The sequence below is a fragment of the Micromonospora reichwaldensis genome (assembly GCF_031845925.1).
In the GTDB taxonomy this organism is placed as follows: domain Bacteria; phylum Actinomycetota; class Actinomycetes; order Mycobacteriales; family Micromonosporaceae; genus Micromonospora; species Micromonospora reichwaldensis.
This window is the reverse complement of the sequence record NZ_JAVRFL010000025.1, coordinates 17,209-38,206: the sequence shown is the minus strand read 5'-3', so window position 1 is coordinate 38,206 and position 20,998 is coordinate 17,209. Positions and strand designations below refer to the sequence as shown.

21 protein-coding genes and 1 riboswitch are annotated in these 20,998 nt (G+C 72.5%); of the genes, 3 read left to right on the top strand and 18 right to left on the bottom strand.

The features are described from left to right. Positions 1–7: 7 nt before the first annotated feature. Both RM555_RS20660 and RM555_RS20655 read right to left on the bottom strand, forming a co-directional pair. On the bottom strand, positions 8–1,408 hold the full coding sequence (locus tag RM555_RS20660; RefSeq protein WP_311413278.1) for a hypothetical protein: 1,401 nt from the start codon (positions 1,406–1,408) through the stop codon (positions 8–10). 25 nt (positions 1,409–1,433) lie between these two features. Next, a complete protein-coding gene (locus tag RM555_RS20655; protein WP_311413277.1) occupies positions 1,434–2,006 on the bottom strand; it encodes a MarR family winged helix-turn-helix transcriptional regulator in 573 nt (190 codons plus the stop codon). Between the two features lie 50 nt (positions 2,007–2,056). On the opposite strand from RM555_RS20655, the gene pip reads away from it, so the two are divergent. Then, positions 2,057–3,016, top strand: coding sequence for a prolyl aminopeptidase (pip, locus tag RM555_RS20650; protein ID WP_311413276.1), 960 nt, complete (start codon positions 2,057–2,059; stop codon positions 3,014–3,016). A gap of 63 nt (positions 3,017–3,079) precedes the next feature. Here pip and RM555_RS20645 read toward each other — a convergent pair whose 3' ends face one another. Then, on the bottom strand, positions 3,080–4,735 hold the full coding sequence (locus RM555_RS20645; protein ID WP_311413275.1) for an L-lactate permease: 1,656 nt from the start codon (positions 4,733–4,735) through the stop codon (positions 3,080–3,082). 141 nt (positions 4,736–4,876) lie between these two features. Then, positions 4,877–6,079 carry a chorismate-binding protein gene (locus RM555_RS20640; RefSeq protein WP_311413274.1) on the bottom strand — a complete coding sequence of 401 codons (1,203 nt, stop codon included), beginning with the start codon at positions 6,077–6,079 and terminating at the stop codon, positions 4,877–4,879. Positions 6,080–6,202: 123 nt separating this feature from the next. Between RM555_RS20640 and RM555_RS20635 the strand changes: the two genes are divergently transcribed. Further along, complete coding sequence (locus tag RM555_RS20635; protein WP_151456036.1) at positions 6,203–6,403, top strand: DUF5999 family protein; 201 nt, start codon at positions 6,203–6,205, stop codon at positions 6,401–6,403. A gap of 118 nt (positions 6,404–6,521) precedes the next feature. On the opposite strand, the gene gcvP is transcribed toward RM555_RS20635, so the two are convergent. Both gcvP and RM555_RS20625 read right to left on the bottom strand, forming a co-directional pair. After that, entirely contained in the window at positions 6,522–9,368 is a 2,847-nt protein-coding gene (gcvP, locus tag RM555_RS20630) for an aminomethyl-transferring glycine dehydrogenase (protein ID WP_311413273.1), read from the bottom strand. Between the two features lie 73 nt (positions 9,369–9,441). Further along, positions 9,442–9,540: riboswitch (glycine riboswitch) on the bottom strand. 105 nt (positions 9,541–9,645) lie between these two features. Beyond that, a complete protein-coding gene (locus RM555_RS20625) occupies positions 9,646–10,503 on the bottom strand; it encodes an NAD-dependent protein deacetylase (protein WP_311413272.1) in 858 nt (285 codons plus the stop codon). Positions 10,504–10,667: 164 nt separating this feature from the next. Here RM555_RS20625 and RM555_RS20620 point away from each other — a divergent pair, with 164 nt between their 5' ends. Further along, complete coding sequence (locus RM555_RS20620; protein WP_311413271.1) at positions 10,668–11,327, top strand: SDR family oxidoreductase; 660 nt, start codon at positions 10,668–10,670, stop codon at positions 11,325–11,327. 28 nt (positions 11,328–11,355) lie between these two features. Here the strand turns inward: RM555_RS20620 and RM555_RS20615 are convergent, their stop codons facing one another. The 12 genes from RM555_RS20615 to RM555_RS20560 all read right to left on the bottom strand — a co-directional run bounded on the left by RM555_RS20615 (position 11,356) and on the right by RM555_RS20560 (position 20,970). Further along, the gene (locus RM555_RS20615; RefSeq protein WP_311413270.1) at positions 11,356–11,979 is read right to left on the bottom strand and encodes a DivIVA domain-containing protein; all 624 of its coding nucleotides are present in this window, start codon (positions 11,977–11,979) and stop codon (positions 11,356–11,358) included. Further along, entirely contained in the window at positions 11,976–13,226 is a 1,251-nt protein-coding gene (locus tag RM555_RS20610; RefSeq protein WP_311413269.1) for a globin domain-containing protein, read from the bottom strand. The genes RM555_RS20615 and RM555_RS20610 overlap by 4 nt, the downstream gene beginning before the upstream one ends. A gap of 3 nt (positions 13,227–13,229) precedes the next feature. Beyond that, complete coding sequence (locus RM555_RS20605; protein ID WP_396888817.1) at positions 13,230–14,384, bottom strand: nitric oxide synthase oxygenase; 1,155 nt, start codon at positions 14,382–14,384, stop codon at positions 13,230–13,232. A gap of 398 nt (positions 14,385–14,782) precedes the next feature. After that, positions 14,783–15,367 carry a MerR family transcriptional regulator gene (locus tag RM555_RS20600; RefSeq protein ID WP_151454620.1) on the bottom strand — a complete coding sequence of 195 codons (585 nt, stop codon included), beginning with the start codon at positions 15,365–15,367 and terminating at the stop codon, positions 14,783–14,785. A gap of 197 nt (positions 15,368–15,564) precedes the next feature. Then, a complete protein-coding gene (locus tag RM555_RS20595; RefSeq protein WP_311413267.1) occupies positions 15,565–16,029 on the bottom strand; it encodes a bifunctional nuclease family protein in 465 nt (154 codons plus the stop codon). Between the two features lie 176 nt (positions 16,030–16,205). Continuing rightward, on the bottom strand, positions 16,206–16,907 hold the full coding sequence (gene ftsR, locus RM555_RS20590; RefSeq protein WP_192581391.1) for a transcriptional regulator FtsR: 702 nt from the start codon (positions 16,905–16,907) through the stop codon (positions 16,206–16,208). A gap of 50 nt (positions 16,908–16,957) precedes the next feature. Beyond that, positions 16,958–17,410: an oxoglutarate dehydrogenase inhibitor Odhl gene (gene odhI / locus RM555_RS20585; protein WP_089000305.1), complete on the bottom strand. Its 453-nt coding sequence runs from the start codon at positions 17,408–17,410 to the stop codon at positions 16,958–16,960. Between the two features lie 213 nt (positions 17,411–17,623). Beyond that, positions 17,624–18,004, bottom strand: coding sequence for a glycine cleavage system protein GcvH (gcvH, locus tag RM555_RS20580; RefSeq protein WP_311413266.1), 381 nt, complete (start codon positions 18,002–18,004; stop codon positions 17,624–17,626). 54 nt (positions 18,005–18,058) lie between these two features. Beyond that, a complete protein-coding gene (locus RM555_RS20575) occupies positions 18,059–19,048 on the bottom strand; it encodes a DUF881 domain-containing protein (RefSeq protein WP_311413265.1) in 990 nt (329 codons plus the stop codon). 10 nt (positions 19,049–19,058) lie between these two features. Next, entirely contained in the window at positions 19,059–19,391 is a 333-nt protein-coding gene (locus RM555_RS20570) for a small basic family protein (RefSeq protein ID WP_089000302.1), read from the bottom strand. Next, a complete protein-coding gene (locus RM555_RS20565) occupies positions 19,388–20,332 on the bottom strand; it encodes a DUF881 domain-containing protein (RefSeq protein WP_311413264.1) in 945 nt (314 codons plus the stop codon). The genes RM555_RS20570 and RM555_RS20565 overlap by 4 nt, the downstream gene beginning before the upstream one ends. Further along, the gene (locus tag RM555_RS20560) at positions 20,329–20,970 is read right to left on the bottom strand and encodes a CDP-alcohol phosphatidyltransferase family protein (protein WP_396888816.1); all 642 of its coding nucleotides are present in this window, start codon (positions 20,968–20,970) and stop codon (positions 20,329–20,331) included. The genes RM555_RS20565 and RM555_RS20560 overlap by 4 nt, the downstream gene beginning before the upstream one ends. Between the last annotated feature and the right edge of the window lie 28 nt (positions 20,971–20,998).

The window sequence follows — 20,998 nt, the reverse complement described above, 5'->3', positions numbered from 1 at the left end:
GGTGGCGTCACAGCTGCTGGCCGGTCCTGGGGTCGTAGCTCACCTCCACCGCCACCACCTGGTCGGTGGGCAGCACCTCGATCCACTGGTCGAAGACCTCGTACGGGGCCGCCGGGCGGAAGCCGCCGTCGAGCGGGTCGAACCCGGTCTCGAAGACCTTCTCGGCCACGAGGGTGTTGGCGATCTGCGTGTTGTCCTTCTGCAACCTGAGCGCGAGGACGTTCAGGACCTGCCCGACCGTCTTGTTCCGGTACTCCTCGGGATCGCCCTCCTGGAACGGGTAGGTGAGCCCCAGCGCCGCCTGCCCCTCCACGTCGACCTGCTTGAGCCACTCCAGCGCCGCCTGTTCGCGCCCGGGTCGTACCGGCAGGACCGCCTTGGCCCACGCGGCGTTGAGGAACTCGTTGCGGCGCGCGTCGCCGTCGGCCTGGATCAACCAGCCCAGTGAGCTGCCCGAGGGCGCGGGCTGGGTCTGCTCGGTGATGAGGTAGTTGACCCGCCACTCGTCGGAGACCGTGCCGTCCGGATTCATCGCTTTCGTCCAGTCGGTGTGGGAGTACCAGGTGACCACGGTCCGGTCCGCGAGGACGCTCGGGTCCCGCACCGGGTACTTGCCGAGGCTGCTCTGGGTGGGCGGGGAAGGCACCGGCGCAGTGGTGGGCGGCGGGGTGACCTCGCGGGGCCGCCAGTAGTCCGGTGCCACGAAGTACAACATCTCGTCGACGTCGAAGATCTGCCGGAGCAGCTCCGAGCCCAGATACAGGTCCGCGAACAGGTCGAACGGCTTCAGCTTCTGGATCAGGCTCCCGTAGATCGCCTGCCGTTCCTCGGTGCGCAGGTCCTGCGACGGCCGTGGGCGCATGGCGCTGACCAGACCGAGGCGGTCCCGCACGGCCGAGGCGTACGCCGTGCGTTGCAGCTCCGCCACCTGGGCCTGGTAGGCCTTCAACTCCTCGTGGTACCGCTCGTGGGCGTCGTTGGTCTGCGGTGGGTCCCACGTGACGTCGAAGGTCAGGCTGATCGGGCTGAGGTCGCCCGAATGGAAGAACTTCGCGAAGACCGCGAACCCGGTCTGCTCCTGGTTGGTGGGGATCAGGTCGGGCACGAACGCGCGACCCAGGGCGACGGAGACGAGTCGCGCGTCCTTCAGCTTGTAGCCCCGCTCGGGCGGCGACGGAGTGAAGTCGATGCGGGCCACCGCGTGGATGGCGTTGTCGTGGTCGGTGATCCCCTCGGCGTCCGGGGCGGTGTGGTGCACGAATTCCATGTTCGCCTCCGGCGGGTCCTGGGTGGCCCGCACCTTGCGGATGGGGAACGTCCCGGTGAACGGGGTCGTCCTGGCCACGAGCGGCGGTGGCGGCTCCGGCTTCCGCAGGGCGGTGAGGTCCGGCGCCGCGACGAGGTGCACCAGATCCCCCGTCGGCCGGTGCCCGTCAGGACAAATTGCCGACATCGGGCGCGGAGCTGGCACGCGGGGCCTGCGGGTGGGTCGGCCGCCGTCGGTGTGGTGCGGCCGGCGGCGGGCCCGGGGAGGGCGGCAGGCCCGCGTCGGCGATGCGTTGGCGCAGCGGCCGTCGGCGCACCGCGGCGAGGACCTCGTGCAGCACGTCGGCCAGCGGGACCGTCAGTTCCGCGTCCAGTTCGCGTATCGCGGCGGTCGTCGCAGCCCACTCCGCCTCGATCAGTGGAAGCAGCTCGCGGGCCCGGTCGCTGAGGTGCACGATGCGCTGCCGGGCGTCCGCCCCCGCGGTCAGCTCGACCAGGCCGGCGCGGGCCATCTGCGCGACGGTCTGGCTGGCCGCCGAGTGGGTGACCCCGACCCGGCGGGCCAGGTCGCGGATGGGCAGCGGCCCGTCGGCGACCAGCACCCGCAGCGGTGGCGAGAACCGGGGCCGGTAGTCGGGCAGGCCCCGTTCGGCGTAGACCGTGGCGACGTCGCCGTCGAGCACGTCGAGCACGTGCCGAAGCAGCGTGCCCAGGGCCTTGCGTTCAGGTACGGCTGTCACTCCGCTAATGTAACAGCGCTGTTGTATCGATGATCACGAAGGGGACGACGATGGCGCAGCGGTACCCCCCGATCGAGCCGTACGCGCACGGGATGCTCGACGTCGGCGACGGGCAGCTCGTGCACTGGGAGACCTGCGGCAACCCGGACGGCAAGCCCGCCGTGGTGCTGCACGGCGGGCCCGGCTCCGGCTGCACGCCCGGCTGGCGGACCCTGTTCGACCCGGCCCGCTACCGGGTGGTCCTGTTCGACCAGCGGGGCTGCGGCCGCAGCACCCCGCACGCCGCCGACCCGGACGTGGACCTGTCCACCAACACCACCGACCACCTGATCGCAGACATCGAACTGCTGCGTGAACACCTCGGCGTGGACCGCTGGCTGGTGCTCGGCGCCTCCTGGGGCGCCTCCCTCGCCCTGGCATACGCGCAGCGGCACCCGCGACAGGTCAGCGAGCTGGTGCTGTTCAGCGTGACCGCCGGCACCCGACGGGAGATCGAGTGGCTCACCCGGGAGATGGGGCGGATCTTCCCGGCCGAGTGGGCGCGTTTCCGCGACGGCGTGCCGCCGGCCGAGCGCGACGGCGACCTGGCCGACGCGTACGCCCGGCTGCTGGCCGACCCGGACCCGGCGGTGCGCGAACGGGCGGCGCGGCAGTGGTGCGACTGGGAGGACACCCACGTCGCCACCGCCCCCGGTCACCGGCCCGACCCCCGCTACGACGACCCGGTGTTCCGGATGCTGCAGGCCCGGCTGGTCACCCACTACTGGCGCAACGGATGCTTCCTGCCGGAGGGGCAACTGCTGCGCGAGGCGGGGCGGCTGGCCGGCATCCCCGGCGTGCTGCTGCACGGCAGGCTCGACATCAGCAGCCCGCCGGAGGTGGCGTGGCAGCTGGCCCAGGCCTGGCCCGACGCCCGGCTGGAACTGCTGGAGACCGCCGGACACGGATCCGCCAACGGCATGGCGGAGCGGGTCGTGGCGGCGCTGGACGACTTCGCCGAGCGTCGCTGACGAAGCACCGCGCACCTGACGACGAGCCGCCACTGTCCGGACGCGAAGCGCCCAAGGCGCCGGCTACGGCACCATCCAGGACAGCAGGGGCGTCGCCTGCAGCCCGACCAGCACACACATCAGGGCGAGCAACAGCACGCTCGGGCCGAACATCCGCCGGAACAGGTCGCCCTCGCGGCCGGTGAGTCCGACCGCCGCGGCGGCGATCGTGAGGTTCTGCAGGCTGATCATCTTGCCGAGGGTGCCGCCGGAGGCGTTGGCCGCGGCCAGCAGGACCGGATCGAGGCCGGCCCACTGCGCCGCGGCCACCTGCAGCGCGCCGAACAGGGAGTTGGACGACGTGTCCGAGCCGGTCAGGGCGACGCCGAGCCAGCCGAGGACCGGCGCCAGCACGGCGAAGAGGCCACCCGCGCCGGCCATCCAGACGCCCAGCGTGGCGACCTGCCCGGAGGCGTTCATGGTGAACGACAGTGCCAGCAGCCCGACCACCGTCAGCACGGCCCACCGCAGCTCGAACAGGGTGCGCCCGTAGAGCCCGACGGCCTCGCGCGGCGGCACCCGCAGCAGCGCCACCGTGATCAGGCCGGCCACCAGCAGCAGCGATCCGGGGGCCGCGAGCCAGGCGAACCGGAACGTCGTCAGGGGTGACGGGTCACCGGAGGCGGTGACGACGTGCAGTCCGGGCCAGGAGAATGCGAGCGTGCCGGCCTCGAGCAGCCGCTTGACGGCCGGCACCTGGGAGACGGCGAAGACCGCCACGATCGTCGCGTACGGGGCGTACGCCCGCCAGCGCGAGCCTGCCGGCGCCGGCACGTCGGGCTCCGACGGCCCTGTGGCGTCAGGCTCCGACAATCCACCACCGGCGCGCTCCGGCAGCCCGCCGCCGACCGGCACGGCGACCGTCCGCCGCACCGCGCCACGGCGGACGACGAGCAGCAGGACGCCCGCCCCCGCGAACGCGGCGGTGATGTCGGCGAGGGCGGCCGTCAGCCAGTTCGCCGTGACGAACTGGGCCACCGCGAACGCGCCGCCGCACGCCAGCGCCGGACGCCACAGCTCGCGTACGCCCCGGCGGCCGTCGGCGACGACGAGCAGGACCAGCGGGACGACGACCGCGACCACCGGGACCTGCCGGCCGGCCATCATGCCCAGTTCCGTGGCGGGCAGCCCGGTCACGCCGGCGAGGGTGGTGATCGGCAGGCCGAGAGGTCCGAAGGCGGCCGGCACCGTGTTGCCGACCAGCGCCACGGCGGCCGCCCGCAGCGGGGTGAAGCCGAGGGCCAGCAGCATGACCGTGGTCACGGCGACCGGCGTGCCCTGCCCGGCCAGGGCCTCGAGCAGCGACCCGAAGCAGAACGCGATCACCAGGGCCTGCACGCGGCGGTCGTCGCTGATCCGGGCGAAGCCCTGCCGCAGCGTGTCGAAGTGCCCCGTGTGCACGGTCAGGCGGTGGATCCAGATCGCCGTACCGAACGTCCAGACGAGCGGGAAGAGGGCGAAGGTGGCGCCCTGACCGGCGGCCAGCAGCGTCTGCGGCAGCGGCATCCCCCACAGCCACCAGGCCAGCACGACCGCCACGCCCAGCGCGCCGAACGCCGCCACCCACGCCCGCGTACGCACGACTCCGAGCAGCACGAACAGGGTGAGCAGGGGCAGCGCGGCGCAGGCGGCGCTCAGCGCGAGCGACCCACCGACGGGTTGCAGGGGTTGCTGGTACATCGGGACCGCCTCGGCTGCGCACGCCCCTGGCCCGGGTGGCGTGGAGTACGGCCCATCTCACCGGACGCGGCTGGCGCGGCGCCTCTTCCAACGTGCGCAGCCCGGCGGCTGCGCACACCGGCTGGCCGGGGGCCGCGCCGCTCAGCCGCCGGCGAGCGCGGCGCGCACCGGGGCGGCCTTCGCGGCGGCCTCGGCGACCTCGGCGTCGGGGTCGCTGCCCCACGTGATGCCCCCGCCCGCCCACACGTGCACCCGCTCGGCGTCCACGGCGGCGGTGCGGATGGTCAGGCCCAGGTCGATGCGACCCGGGGCGACCCAGCCGAGCGCGCCCATGCTGGCACCCCGGCCGACCGGCTCCAGCGCGGCGACGTGGTCGAGGGCGGCGCGCTTCGGAGCGCCGGTGACGGAGCCGCCGGGGCAGACCGCGCGCAGCAGGTCCGCCAGGCCGAGCCCGTCGGCGACCGCCGCGGAGACCGTCGACTCCGCCTGCCACAGGTCGCACCACCGGCGTACGGCGAACAGTTCGTCGACGCGCACGCTGCCGGTGCGGGCGACGCGGGCCAGGTCGTTGCGCTCCAGGTCGACGATCATCACGTGCTCGGCGCGTTCCTTGGCGGAGGCGAGCAGCTCGGCGCGGCCGGCGGCGGTGGCCGGTCGGGTGCCCTTGATCGGCCTGGTGATCAAGCGTCCGTCGGTCAGCTCCACCAGGGTCTCGGGGCTGGCGCAGCCGATCGCCCAGCCCGCTCCGGCGAGGGTGCCGCCGTAGCGGGCGCCGGGCAGCGCGGCCAGCCGGCTCAGGGCCGGCAGGGGGTCGCCGGTGTAGCGGGCGGCGGCGTGGCCGACGACGTTGACCTGGTAGACGTCGCCGCGGCCGATCGCCGCGCGGACCGCGCTCACGGCGTCGGCGTGCTGGCGGGGCGTCCAGCTCTCCGCGAAGGTGCCGCGCCACCAGGGGGTGGCGGGGCTGGCGGCGTCTGCGCCGGGCGGCGTGCCCGGGCCGTGGCCGTAGACGACCACGGCGACCTCGGGCAGCCCGGTCACGGGGTTGGCGGCGCCGGCCGGCGCGCCGACCAGGGCGGCGCCGGCGGCCGCGGAGACGTAGAGAGCGGCCCCGCACGCCCCGGCCGGGTCGTGGCGGCTGGCGGGGCGGGCCAGGTCGTGCAGCGGCAGGCCGTGCGCGGCGAGGAACTCCTCGGCCCGCGCCGCCGGGTCTCCGCCGTCGGCGGGTCGCCACTGCCAGCGGGCCCGCTCGACGAGGGTACGGCGGCAGCCGGTCGGTGCTCCCGGCGCGCCGACCGTCAACCCTGGGAGCGTGTCCACGCCGTCCGGCCCATCCTGCCTCATCCGTTCAGTGGATTTCGGAAAAACGACGCGCATACCTGCTCGATGCCGGCCACTTTCGCTTGGTACTGTGCGTCACTGGTCATGTGAACCATGACACAGTGCCCCCACAGTCCGGAGATCCCGATGTGCCAGCACCAACCCACCTGCCCCTCCGCCGAAGCGACCGACCGGGACGCCGCCCGAGTCCTCGCCTGCTTCCCTGAGCAGGGCTGGAGCCTGCTCTGCAACGGTGTCATCGTCTTCGAGGACACCGGCGAGCTCCTCCCCGACGGCAGCAGCATCGCCCCCCACCGCGGCCCCGCCCGACACGCCCTCGTCGCCTGACCCCTGTCACGCTGCGTCACTCCTTTTACACTCGTCGATCTCAGCGGGTCCCCCGGCCGGAACCCAGGTCGACGCACCCGCCGGGGCGGCACCACGACCGCCCCGGCGTCACGCGACGTCAGTCCTCGAACGCCTCCGGCGCCGGGCAGGAACACACCAGGTTCCGGTCGCCGTACGCGCCGTCGACGCGCCGCACCGGCGGCCAGTACTTCCCGGCCCGCTCCACCCCGGCCGGGTACGCGCCCACCGACCGCGGGTACGGGTGCGGCCACTCGTCGCCCGACACCATCGCCGCAGTGTGCGGGGCGTTGGCGAGAGGGTTGTCGCCGGCCGGCCACTGCCCCGAGGCCACCCGGTCGATCTCCGCCCGGATGGCGATCATCGCGTCGCAGAACCGGTCCAGCTCGGCCAGGTCCTCGCTCTCGGTGGGCTCCACCATCAGCGTCCCCGCCACCGGGAACGACATCGTCGGCGCGTGGAACCCGTAGTCGATCAGCCGCTTCGCCACGTCGTCCACGCTCACCCCGGTCGCCTTCGTCACCGGCCGCAGGTCCAGGATGCACTCGTGCGCCACCAGGCCCTTGTTGCCCGCGTACAGCACCGGGAAGTGCCCGCGCAGCCGCGCCGCCACGTAGTTCGCCGCCAGCACCGCCACGCCGGTGGCCCGCACCAGCCCCGCCGCACCCATCATCCGCAGGTACGCCCACGGGATCGGCAGGATCCCCGCCGACCCGTACCGCGCCGCCGAGATCGCCGGCCGGCCGTCGACGTGCACGCCCAGCGGATCGCCCGGCAGGAACGGCGCCAGGTGCGCCCGCACCGCGACCGGCCCCACCCCGGGACCGCCGCCGCCGTGCGGAATGCAGAACGTCTTGTGCAGGTTCAGGTGCGACACGTCCGCCCCGAACTTCCCCGGCTTGGCGAACCCGACCAGCGCGTTGAGGTTCGCCCCGTCGACGTACACCTGACCGCCGGCGTCGTGGACCTTCGCGCACAGCGACGCGATGCCCGTCTCGTACACCCCGTGCGTCGACGGATACGTCACCATGATCGCCGCGAGGGCGTCCCGATGCTTGTCGATCTTCGCGTCGAGGTCCACCAGGTCGATGTTGCCGCCGTCGTCGCAGCCCACCACGACGACCCGCATGCCCGCCATCACGGCGCTGGCGGCGTTGGTGCCGTGCGCCGACGACGGGATCAGACACACGTCCCGGTGCCCCTCGCCCCGGTCTCGGTGGTAGGCCCGGATCGCCAGCAGGCCCGCCAGCTCACCCTGCGAACCGGCGTTGGGCTGCACGCTGACCGCGTCGTAGCCGGTCACCTCCGCCAGCCACCCCTCCAACTGGGAGATCATCTCCCGGTAGCCGGTGGTCTGCGCGTCCGGCGCCAACGGGTGGATGTGGGCGAAGTCCGGCCAGCTCACCGGCTCCATCTCGGTGGTGGCGTTGAGCTTCATCGTGCACGACCCGAGCGGGATCATCCCCCGGTCCAGGGCGTAGTCGAAGTCCGACAGCCGCCGCAGGTAGCGCAGCATCGCCGTCTCCGAGTGGTGGCTGCGGAACACCGCGTGGGTGAGGAAGTCCGACGTGCGGGCCAGCGCCGCCGGCAACGCGCCCTCGGCCGGCGCGTCCGCCACGGCCACCGGCCGCCCGGCCACGACGGCCCCGAACGCGTCGCACACCTTCCGCAGGTGCGCGGGGGTGGTCGTCTCGTCGCAGGACACCCCCACGTGGTCGGCGTCGACCAGCCGCAGGTTAACCCCCCGGGCCGCGGCGTCGGCGACCACCGCCTCGGCGCCGCCGGGCACGCGCACCAGGACGGTGTCGAAGAACGCCTCGTGCACCACCTCGACGCCGTCGACACCCCGCAGCGACGCCGCCAACCGCACCGCCATGTCATGGGTACGGCCGGCGATGCGCCGCAGCCCCTCCGGGCCGTGGTAGACGGCGTACATGCCGGCCATCACCGCCAGCAGCACCTGCGCGGTGCAGATGTTGCTGGTCGCCTTCTCCCGCCGGATGTGCTGCTCCCGGGTCTGCAACGCCAGCCGGTACGCCGGGTTGCCGTCGGCGTCACGCGACACCCCCACCAGCCGGCCCGGCAGCATCCGCTCCAGCCCCGCCCGCACCGCCAGGTAGCCGGCGTGCGGCCCGCCGAAGCCCATCGGCACGCCGAAACGCTGGGTGGTGCCGGCCGCGATGTCGGCGCCGATCTCCCCCGGCGCGCGCAGCAGCGTCAGGGCCAGCAGGTCCGCCGCCACGGTCACCAACGCCCCGACCGCGTGCGCCGCCTCGACCAGAGCCGCCTGGTCACGCACCGCCCCCGACGCCCCCGGGTACTGCAGGTGCAGCCCGAAGAACTCCGCCGGCAACTCGTCGCGCCCGGTGTCGACGATCCGCACGTCGATGCCGAGGGGCTCGGCCCGGCTGGTGATCACCGCGATGGTCTGCGGCAGGGTGTCGGCGTCGACCACGTACACCGGGCTCCTGCTCTTCGACGCGCGGCGCGCGAGCGTCATCGCCTCGGCCGCGGCGGTGGCCTCGTCGAGCATCGACGCGTTCGCGGTGGCCAGCCCCGTCAGGTCCGTGACCATGGTCTGGAAGTTCAGCAGCGCCTCCAGCCGCCCCTGGCTGATCTCCGGCTGATACGGCGTGTACGCCGTGTACCAGGCCGGGTCCTCCAGCACGTTGCGGCGGATGACCGCCGGGGTGTGCGTGCCGTGGTAGCCCAGACCGATCATCGACACGACCACCGTGTTGCGGGCCGCCAGGGCCCGCAACTCCGCGAGGGCGTCGTGTTCGCTGGCCGGCTCCGGCAGGTCCAGGGTGCCGTGCCAGCGGATCACCTCGGGAATCGCCGCGTCCATCAGCTCTTCGACCGAGCCGTAGCCGACGGCCTCCAGCATCCGGCGCTCGTCGTCCGGATCGGGGCCGATGTGACGGGCGGCGAACTGCTCTGTGGTCATGGGCGGCGCTCCCGGGGGCGAGGTCGACAGGTCGGCCTCCCCCTCTGTCGCGCCCGCGAGGCGCTCCACAGTGCCTGCCCACGAGGTCCTTTTGCCTGAGAGGTTCCGGGGAGGATTTGCCCCTTCGGCGCCGCCCGGGATGCTGCTGGGCGGTCTCTCCCACGTGGGTGCTGCCGGCATGGTCAACGCTACCAGCGCCGCACCGCCCACCGGAGGTCGTACCCCCACCGGCGACGACCGTCGATGACCGGCCGGCCCCACGGCCCCCGGCGGGCCGCTACCGGCCGACGCCCGCCAGCCCCACGGCGTCGCCGGCCGTCCGGTCGGCCAGCGCCGGCAGCAGCCGCCCCAGCGGCGCGTCGACGGTCAACACCGCATACCCGTCGCCCCGGGTCGGGCCCTGGTTGACGATCACCACCGGAATGCCCAGCTTCGCCGCGCGCACCACGAACCGGCGACCCGACATCACCGTCAACGACGAACCCAGCACCAGTAGCAGCCGCGCCCGCGCCACCAGCTCGAAACAGCGGGACACCCGGGCCGCCGGCACCGTCTCCCCGAAGAACACCACGTCCGGCTTCAGCATGCCGCCCCGGCAGAACGTGCAGTCGACCGTACGGAACCGGGCCACCTCGTCGTCGGCGAGATCCACGTCACCGTCCGGGTTGACCGCCGCGGCCCGCGCGTCGAAGCCCGGGTTCACCTCCCGCAGCCGCCGGTCCAACTCCTCCCGCGACGTCCGGTTGCCGCAGCCCAGGCACACCACCTCGTCGAGGCGGCCGTGCAGCTCCACCACCCGCGGGCTGCCCGCGGCGGTGTGCAGCCCGTCCACGTTCTGCGTGATGATCCCCTCGACCAGGCCGCCGGCCTGCAGCCGCGCCACCGCCCGGTGCCCCTCGTTCGGGGCCGCCCGCGCGATCACCCGCCACCCCAGGTGGCTGCGCGCCCAGTAGCGCCGCCGCGCCTGCGCGTCGCGCGTGAACACCTGGTACGTCATCGGGGTGTGCCGCCGCGCCGCGCCGCTGGGCCCCCGGTAGTCCGGGATGCCCGACTCGGTGGACAGGCCCGCCCCGCTCAACACCACGACACCACCGCCGGCCACCAGCCCGGCCAGCGCGTCGATTGTCTCCGTCACCCGTCCATGCTGCCTCAGGCGACCACCCCGCGGCGAACACCCGGACACCGCCGCCGCCCGCGGAGGAACTCGTGAAGATCACCGCCGGTGACCCGCACCGCCGCGCCGGGCCCGGGCCCCGCCGACCGGCCACGTCGTGGCGGGACGGCGGCTAGGTTGGCGGTATGCGCGTCGTCATCGCCGGAGGACACGGCAAGATCGCCCAGCTGACCCACCGCGAACTCGCCGGACGCGGCGACACCGCCGTCGGGCTGATCCGCAACCCCGACCACTCCGCCGCCCTGCGTGCCGCCGGCGCCCAGCCCGTCGTCGCCGACCTCGAACACGTCGGCGTCGACGAACTCGCCGCGCACCTCGAGGGCGCCGACGCCGTCATCTTCGCCGCCGGCGCCGGCCCCGGCAGCGGCGCCGCCCGCAAGGACACCGTCGACCGGGCGGGCGCCGTCCTGCTCGCCGACGCCGCCCGAGGCGCCGGCGTCCGCCGCTACCTGCTGCTGTCCTCGATGGGGGTGGAAGGCGAACCACCCACCGGCACCGACGAGGTGTTCGCGGCGTACCTGCGCGCCAAGAAGGCCGCCGAGGACGACCTGACCGACCGCGACCTCGACTGGACGATCCTGCGCCCCGGCCGCCTCACCGACGATGCGCCCACCGGGCGGATCACCCTCGCCCGACACGCCCCCTCGGGCGCCGTGACCCGCACCGACGTCGCCCGGGTCCTGGTCGCCCTGCTCCACCACCCGCACAGCGCCGGCGCGATCCTGGAACTCGTCGGCGGCAACACCCCCATCGCCGACGCCGTCGCCGCCGTCGACCGGCACTGACCCGCCTCCCGGCGGGCAGGCGACGCCGCTACTCGCCGAGCACGGCACGCAGCTGCGCGCCGACCGCCCCGGCCGCCTCCGCGTCGGACCGCAACTGCTCCGACTGCTCCGACAGGTACGCCTGCCACCGGCCCAGGTGCTGCTGCGCCGCCGCCACCGCCGCCACCAACGCCGCCTGCCGGCCCTCCAACTCCCGCACCTGCCGCAGCAGCCCCTGGTCCCCCGCCAGGCCGGCAACCTCCCCGGCCATCCCATGCGCCTCCGCGATGATCTCCTCGGCCTGCCGCCGCGCGTCGGCGATGATTTCCGCGCCCTCCGCGCTGGCCTCACTGATCGTCCGGTCCGCCTCGTCCTGGGCCCGCACCGCCAACTCGATCACCATCGGATCCGGGCCCTGCGGGGCGGTGCTGGGCAACGCGCCGTGGCGCAACATCTCCACCTGCCGCGCCAGCGCCTCGTTCTCCCGCCGCAGCCGCTCCACCTCACCACCCAGCAACGCCACCCGCTCGTCCGCCGACCGGGCCAGGCCGGCGACCTCGTCTGCCGACAGCCACCGGCTGCCCCGGAACCGGCGCGCCTCCAACGCGGCCACGGACCGGGTCAGCTCACCGTGCGGATCGGCGACCACCCGGTCACCGTGATCGATGCTCATCGCGCACCTGTCCAACTCAAGTCGCGTGGTGCGGCGGGAGCCGCACCGGTCCGAGTCGCATCGGACGGTACGCCGGCAGCCGCGCTCGCCAAGGGTGGGTAGAGGGAGTGATCGTAACTTTCGGTCAGGATCCGCTCCGGTGTCACCCCCACCGCGGCCAGGCTGCTGATCGTCTCCCGGGTCATCTCCGGGCTGCCGCACACGAGCACCTCGGCGTCACGCCACGGACCCAACCGCGCCGCGGTGTGACCGGCCGTACCGACCGCCCCCTGCCACTGCCAGCCCCTCTCGACCGTCGGCACGTACCGGAGCCACCCACCGATTTCACCGGATCGCGCCGCCAACTCCCGCAACGCCCGGTCGTCATACAGGTCGTCCGGCGTCTTACCGCCCACCACCAGCGTCGTCGGACGCCCCGGTCCCCGCTGCAACGCCTCCACCACCGCCCGCAACGGCGCCAGCCCCGTGCCCCCGGCCACCAGCAGCAGCGGCAGGTGCGGTGACCGGTCGTACGACGCCAACGCCTCCCCCACCGGCAACCCCAACAACAACTGGTCGCCCTCGCGCACCCTGCGCACCAGATGGGTGGAGAACCGTCCCGTGGCGCGGACGTGGAACTCGATCGTCCCGTCCGCACGCGGCGCGTTCGCCGGCGACAGATAGCGCCACGTCCGCAACTGCGGCACCTGCACCGGCAACGACTGCCCCGGCAGGTACTCGCACAGATAGTTCGGGCGGACCGTGAACACACACACGTCGGACCGCCGCCGCTGCACCCGCAGCACCTGCGCCTCCCAGTACGGTGGCGACGCCCGCACCGCCTCCGCCGCGCCGGTCAGCATCAACCGCGCCACCAACTCGTACGCCGCAGCCCACTCCGCACGCAGCGCCGGCGTCCACCGTGGCCCGAGGAACCGCTCCAACGTCAACAGCAACGCCTGCCCGACCTGGCTGTAGTGCCACTCCGCCATCGGCACCGGCCGGCCCTGCCGGTCCTCCCCCCGGAACCGGCGGTGGTCAGCCCCCAACCGCTGCGCGAACGACGTCACCACCCGCTCGTCGTCGATGTGGGTGATGACATGCCCCAACGCCGCGAGCAGCTTGTCCTGCTGATACTCCATGTTCGTCGGGAACATCATGCGAACCTCGGGCGCGATCACGAACAGCGTCGCGTAGAAGTGCTTCGCCGCCTCCGGACCGGCCACACAGAACTGGGCCCAACTCTGGCGTAACGCCGCGACATCCATGCCTCAGCCCTCCTGCCGGCGAGCGAGATCGTGACGCTGCCGCAGGGTCGGCTGCGACACGCCCGACGCCTCGTACGCACGGTCCCCCTGCCACAGGTTCGGGTTCGGGACCCTCTCGTCGTAGTAGCGGTGGTGTACGGCATGCAACGCCGCCCACCCCACACTGCCGTTGAGCCACGACCAGTCACCATGCACCGGCCGACCCGCCCGCTCCTCGAACTCGCAGAACCTCATGAACTGCTCCGACTCGGTGTGCGGATCCGACACCCGCACACCGGCCAGCCGGAACGAGTGCAACACCGCCTGGTTGATCACCAACACGGCGTGCTCGCGCCACAGATTGTCCTCGCGGGAGGTGTCCAACCCCAGCCCCCGGGCCACCGGCAGCAACTGGTCGTAGCGGTCCCGGTCACCCATGTTGCGGGTACCGATCTCGTCACTCAGGTAGTGGCCGTTGAAGGGGGCACAGCCGTAGTCCACCCCACCGATCCGCAAGCGCATGTTGCTGATCACCGGCAGGGCGTGCCAGCGCAGCCGCAGATCCTCGAACCACGGATACTCCGGATGCACCAGAGCGACCTCCCGGACGAGATCCCGGGACACCTCCACCACCGTCGGATCCTCATACGCCGTCTCGATCACCCACGGCAACAGGTCGAACCGACCCGGCACCGCCGGCGGACGCCACCCCAGACGCCGCGCCGCCTCGGTCATCGCCACCTGCGCCGGATCACCCCGCACCGACCCGTCGTCCGTTCGATGCCCGCAGTACCGGATCAGCTGGTCGTTCCAGATCCGCGCCCGCGGACCCACCCCCGGCCGGTCGGGCGGGAACACCGTCATCACCGACTGGATCCGCCCACCGTTGTCCGCCACCGCCAGGTGCTGCGCCAACTCCCGCGCGATGCCTGCCACCGTCGTCACCCCGCGCCGGTCCCGGACCTTCAGCCCGGCCCACCGGACCCGCCCCACACAACGCGCAGACTGCCGCCACGCGACCTTCGCCCCGTACGTCAACTCCTCCGTGGTGTGCCGGTAGGTGCCGGTCAGGGCGATCTCCTCCCGGACCTGCGCGATCCGCCCGATCACGCCCGGCAGCCGTCGCTCCGCGTGGTAAAGCTGCAAGAACTCGACCGCCTCCGCCGCGACGTCCTCCACCAGGGACTCCTGCGGCCGGGAGGCACGAGCCACCGGACAGCCCGACGCGTCGCCGTCCGCGGCACGCTCACCGGCATCGAAGACCATTGCGTCGACGTGATAGTCAGTCTGCACTCTCGTTCAAATCCGATCCTCGGGCAGGCGTCGCCATCGCCTTCTACGTGGTCCGTACGGGTTCGCCGACCGCCCCGGCACATCACCAGGGGTGATATGCACGCAGAAGATCGTGAACGCCGCACACAGGATTCACGGTGACGCAATGACTGTCAACAAGGCGACTCATGCCCAAGACGTCCACTGCGGACATTTGCCGCTGGAGATGCCAGATTGGACATCCCCGCAACGGCCTCTGATCCCCCGGGCGCCATCAAAGAGCCAACCCGGTCAGCCTCTGGAGATCAACCAGCCCGGCGCCGCGCCCGACGCGCCGCCAACTCGTCACCCACCGGCTCCGCCGCCACCTGCGGCTCCACCGACGTCGCCGGCTCAGACGGCAGGTGCGACAGGGACCCCTGGATCTCCTTGAACGCCCCACCGATCGCGATACCGAACACACCCTGGCCACCCTGCAACAGGTCGACCACCTCCTCCGGCGACCGGCACTCATACACGGTCGTGCCATCGGAGATCAACGTGATGCCCGCCAGGTCCGCCACCCCACGGGAACGCAGCGCCTCGATCGCCTTGCGGATGTTCTGCAACGACACCCCGGCGTCCAGCAGCCGCTTCACCACCTTCAGGACCACCAGGTCCCGGAACGAATACAACCGCTGCGTGCCCGAACCCGAAGCGTCACGCACACTCGGCACCACCAACCCGGTGCGGGCCCAGTAGTCCAACTGCCGGTAGCTGATCCCCACCGCATGGCAGGCCGTCACACCCCGGTAGCCCACGGCACCGTCACCCTCGGTCGCCCACCCCGGCGGCGCCACACCCGGCTCGTCCAGCTCCGTACCCGGATCGGGATCTCGCGGCTCGTGCATCCGGACAACCTCCCCGCCAGTGCGGTGACACGTCGCTTCCGGGACGTGCACCCCTCGACACGGCAACCCTATAGCCGCCTTCAGGAATTGCCCCGCAGAAGCCGCCGCGACACGCCGCGACACGCCGCGACACGACAACGAAGATCACCCACAGCACCGGGGCGTCACCGAACGTGACATCCCGAAGAAGACCGGACTCAGCCGGCGAAGTCCTCCGGACGCACCTGGTCCAGGAACTCGCGGAACTTCTCCACCTCGTCCTCCTGCTCGTCCGGGATCACGATCCCCGCCTCGCTGAGGACCTCCTCCGCACAACGAATCGGCGCACCGACCCGCAACGCCAGAGCGATGGAATCACTCGGCCGGGCCGACACCCGCACCCCGTCCCCGAGCAACAGATCGGCGTAGAAGACGTTCTCCTTCAACTCGGTGATCTCCACCGCCTGCAACGGCGCCTTCAACGCCGTCAACACGTCCCGCAGAAGATCGTGGGTCAGCGGCCGGGCCGGCTTGACCCCCTGCTGCTCGTAGGCGATCGCCGTCGCCTCGACCGCACCGATCCAGATCGGCAGATAGCGGTCCCCGTCGACCTCCCTGAGCAGGACGATCGGCTGGTTGCTGGGCAGCTCCACCCGAACTCCGACCACGCTCAGCTCGCGCACCGCCGCCTCCGTGTCGTTGTCACCTACGCCGCACCGCGCCCTTCCCTGCACGGTACACGGACCGCGACACGGCCGTCCCATGCGCTACCCGCACACGCCCGCGCCAGAAAGGGGTTACCCCGGCAAGCCTACGGCACGCTTCCCGGGGAAGATCTTTCCGCACGGCCCCCGCCGGATCACCGACCCAACGTCGACCGCAACCCCACCCGCACCAACGCCGCATGCAACTGCTGCGACAGCGCCACCAACTCCCGCGCCGTCTCCGCCGCCCGCGCCCGCGCCGCCGGATCACTCTGCCGCGCCAACGGCGTCAACAACTGCGCGAACAGACCAGCCTCCCGATCCGCCGCCGTACGGAACGCCCGCAGATGCCGCGGCTCCAACCCGTACGCCGCCAGACCCGCCACCGCCCGCGCGATGATCAACGCGTCGTCGTCGTACCAACCCGGCGGATCCGACACCACCACACCGAGGCGCTCCAACTCGCCCAGCGTCGACTCGTCGATCCCGCTGCGCGCCACCAGATCCAGCCGGCCGAGCCGCACCTGCGGCGACCCGACCGGCTCCTCCGGCACCCGCCCCGGAACCTCACCGTCCGGACCCACCGCCACCAACGTCGGCCGCTGCCGACCCGGCGACTCCCCGGACGCGTCCCACTGCGCCAACTGATCACGGATCACCCGCAACGGCAGATACTGGTCCCGTTGCGCGGTCAGCACGAACCGCAACCGCGCCACATCGTCCCAGCTGTACTTCCGGTAACCCGCCGCCGTCCGCTGCGGCTCCACCAGACCCTCGGCCTCGAGGAACCGCAACTTCGAGATGGTCACGTCCGGGAAATCGACCCGCAGCTGACCCAGCACCTCACCGATACTCATCAGCGGGCGCGCACGGGCCGCCTCGGGCGGCGTGGAGGCCGCAGGCTCGTTCACCCCCGGCCGGCCCCCTCCTCGGGACGCGGACCGGCGATGAACACCACCCGGAACTTGCCGATCTGCACCTCGTCACCATTGCTCAACGTGGCCGCCTCGACCCGCTCCCGGTTCACGTACGTGCCGTTCAGGCTCCCCACGTCCCGCACCGTGAACGTCCCACCGTCACGGTGGAACTCGGCGTGCCGCCGCGACACCGTCACGTCGTCGAGGAAGATGTCACTGTCCGGGTGACGGCCACTGGTCGTCACATCGTGATCCAGCAGGAACCGGGCACCCGCATTCGGACCCCGGCGAACCACCAGCAGCGCCATACCCGGCGGCAACGAACCGGACATCCGGCTCGGCACCACATCGGTGTCCGGCCCCTCCAGCACTTCGTCGAGCGAACCGAGATTGAGCGTCGAAGTGACGTCGAGTGGGGGGAACTCGTCGTCTGGGCGCGTCATGGGACCACCTCACGGATCTGTTCGGTCGGCGTCGGGTAATGGCGGGTCTGGCCGCCGGGCAGTGCAACACCCGGCGGCTGGCTCCCCGTGCCCGGAAAGGCAATTCCGCAACGCTGAACTATTGGTTCTCGGTCGACTGGGCGAGCCTAGCCAGCGCCGAAATGCAGGGCAACCGGACGCGCGGAACACCCGCCACGCCCGAAGGGGACGCACTCAGCTCTCGGTGAGCTCACGATACGCGTCCGCGGACAGCAGACCATCGACCGCCGCCGGATCGTCCGGGGTGATCTCCAACAACCAACCCGCACCGTACGGATCAGTGTTGATCACCTCAGGGGTGTCGCCGAGCGCCTCGTTGCGCGCCGCCACCGTACCGCCGAGCGGGGCATAGATCTCCGACACGCTCTTCGTCGACTCGATCTCACCCAACGACTCACCGGCCGCCACCACCACACCCGCATCAGGCAGCTGGACATACACGATGTCACCCAGGGCGTCCTGCGCGAAGTGCGTGATGCCGACCCGGACAGTGCCGCCGCCGTCACCCGCCACCCACTCGTGCTCGGCGGTATACCGCAGATCCTCAGGAATCACCAGACGCGTCCTTCATCCATCGGCGCACCGGAAACCCGGTGCGGGCCGCGCCGGTCAGGAGACCGGACGGGCGTGTTCCAGCTTGATCGGCGCGTGCAGCGCCGAAACCTCGGCAGCCTCACGATCCTCGACGATCAACTTACCGCCGTCACCCGTCACCGACGCCACCACCCCGCCGGGAATGTTCAAGGCCGTACGCATCGTCGCCGGATCACCGATCACCGTGATCGTGAACGGACCCGTCAACCGACGCCCGTCCACCACCAACGACCCGCCCTCCCCGTCCAGGAAGAACGTCGACGCGATGATCCGCACCGTCGCCCGGTCACCACCGGAGATCTGCATCGCCTCCGCGCCCGCGCCCCGCAGCTCCTGCACCGCGTCCAACACCCGCGACGCCGAGATCGGCTTCTCACCCGCCTCGAACCGCACCGACAACCCCGGCCCCGTCGCCGGCAACGTCCCCGCCAGGATCCCCAGCTCGTCGGCCCGCCGCGTCGCCTCCTCCAACGCCGCCTGCCGCCCCTGCTGACCCGAACGCAACTGCCGCTGACTCTCCTCCAGCGTCGCGATGTCCTGCCGCAGCCGAACCTCCCGCGAGTTCAGGTCGTACAGGATCCGCACCAGATCCTCCTGCCGCGTCACCGCCACCGTCGGATCCGTCGACGTCGACTTGAACTGCACCACCAGGGTGAACCCCAGCAACGCCAGCAGCGCCGCGATCATCACCCCGGCCGAACTCACCCGCCGCCGCGGCGTCCCGCCACCCCCGGCCGCCACCGCTGGCGCGGGTGGGCTGGCGCCGGCGCCGGCGGCGGCCCGGCCCAACTCCACCGTCGCGCCGTCGTCGGGCTCCACCACCGCCGGCTCCTGCACGGGCGGCTCCACCGGCGGCGCCGACCGCTCCGGCGCCAACGGGCTCAACTCGTCCGGATCCGGCGCGTCCGGCCGCGGATCGGGCGCCCCCGCCGGACCCGACGGCCGCCCCGGACCCGCCGGCTGCGGCCAACCCGTGCCCGTCTCGGTGTGCTCGTCGCTGCTCATCGCCACCAACCTACGCCCGGAACAGGTGCCGACGGATCGCCGCCACGTTCCCGAAGATGCGCACCCCGAGCACGACCACCACGCCGGTGGAGAGCTGACCGCCCACCCCCAACTGGTCACCCAGATACACGATCAGACCCGCCACCAGCACGTTCGAAATGAACGACACCACGAACTGCTTGTCGTCGAAGATCCGGTCGAGCTTCGCCCGCACCCCGCCGAACACCGCGTCCAACGCGGCCACCACCGCGATCGGCAGGTACGGCTGCAACGCCGTGGGAACCGTGGGGTCGAGCCACACACCGAGGACCACACCGGCGAGCAACGCCAGCACCGCGATCATCGACCACCTCCGGAGGGGCTGGGAGACGTCCTCGAACCGGTCGGCCCAGGACTGACGGAACGGTCGGCCCCCGACGGCGACGGCGTCGGGCTCACCGAGGGCTGCGCGTAGCGTAGCCGCGGGTCCGGAGCGGCCGGCAGGGTGAGGTCCTCCGCCTCACGCACCCCGAACGACAACCCGGTGTCCTCGGCCACCTTCCGCATCGTCAACGCGCTGCGGCTGTCCTCGTACCGGTCCCGCATCGACCCCGGACCGATCGCCGACACCTCGTACGGGCCCGTCACCGGCCGGAAGTCCACCAGGATCGCCTGCCCCGCCGAACGGATCGTCGACATCGCAGTCAACCGCTGACCGTTGATCGCGATCGCCTCAGCCCCCGCCGCCCACAGGTCGTTGGCCACACCCTGCAGATCGCTGTAGATCACCCGGGACGGCCCCACGTCCGCGCCCGTCACCGCGTCCTGGTTCTGCGGCGCGTCCGCCAGGCGCACCACCACGCCGTCACCGCGCACCCGCCCCAGGCCGGTGCCCGCCTCCAGGTTGTGCAACCGCGCCGCCTCCGAGCCGCCCAGCGCCGCCGCCCGCTGCCGCGCCACCTCCGCCCGCAGCGCGTCGGCCCGCACCGACAACCGGTCCGTCTCGGTCTCCCGCTGCTTGATCTGCTCGACCAGGCCGGACCGGGCCTGGCTGCGCCCCGGCTCGGCCTCCAGCGTCTGCCGGTACGCCACCGCGAACAGGAAACCCAGCAGCAGCGCCACCACCACGGTGACGGAACGCGCCGACCACCGCCGCCACCTCGGCGACGGCGTCTGCCGCTCCCGACGCCGGGCCGCCGCGTCGGCGTAGCCGGGATCCAGCGGATTGCGGAACAGCTCGGTGAGGAAGTCCGGGGCGTACACCCGGTCGCCGCGGCCCCGGCCGTCGCCCGGCGTGCCCGTCATGCCGGCGCTCCCCCGGCCCGAACCGCCCTGACCAGCCGGCCGGCCTGCACGACGTAGAGCGCGCCGGCCACCCAGTAGAGCACCAGACCCCACCAGGCCAGGCCCCAGCCGATCGCCCCGGCCACGGTCGCCGCACCCGGCACCGCCGCGGCGAGCAGCAGGACCGGGAAGGCGGCCAGCAGCAGGAAGGTCGCGGTCTTGCCCACGTAGTGCACCGGCGGCGGGCCGTACCCGTGCCGGCGCAGCACCGCCAGCGAACCGAGCAGGAGCAACTCCCGGGCCAGCAGCGCCGCGGTGAACTGCCAGGGCACCACGTCGCGGGCGGTGAACCCGAGCAGGGTGGCGAGGATGTAGAGCCGGTCGGCGAGCGGGTCGAGCAGCTCGCCCAGCCGGCTGACCTGGCGCATCCGGCGCGCGATCCAGCCGTCCACCCAGTCCGTGGTGCCGCCGATGGCCAGCACCACGACCGCGGCCACGTCGGCGTGCGCGACGAGCAGCAGGTAGAGGAAGAGCGGCACGCCGAGCAACCGGACGAAGCTGATGACGTTCGGCAGCGTGAGGATCCGGTCGCCCACGGCCGATCCGCTCGTGCCGGCGGTGGCCCCAGGGTGCTCTTCCCGAGCCGGCGGACGCGACACCGAACCTCCTCCGCGGCACGCTCCGCCG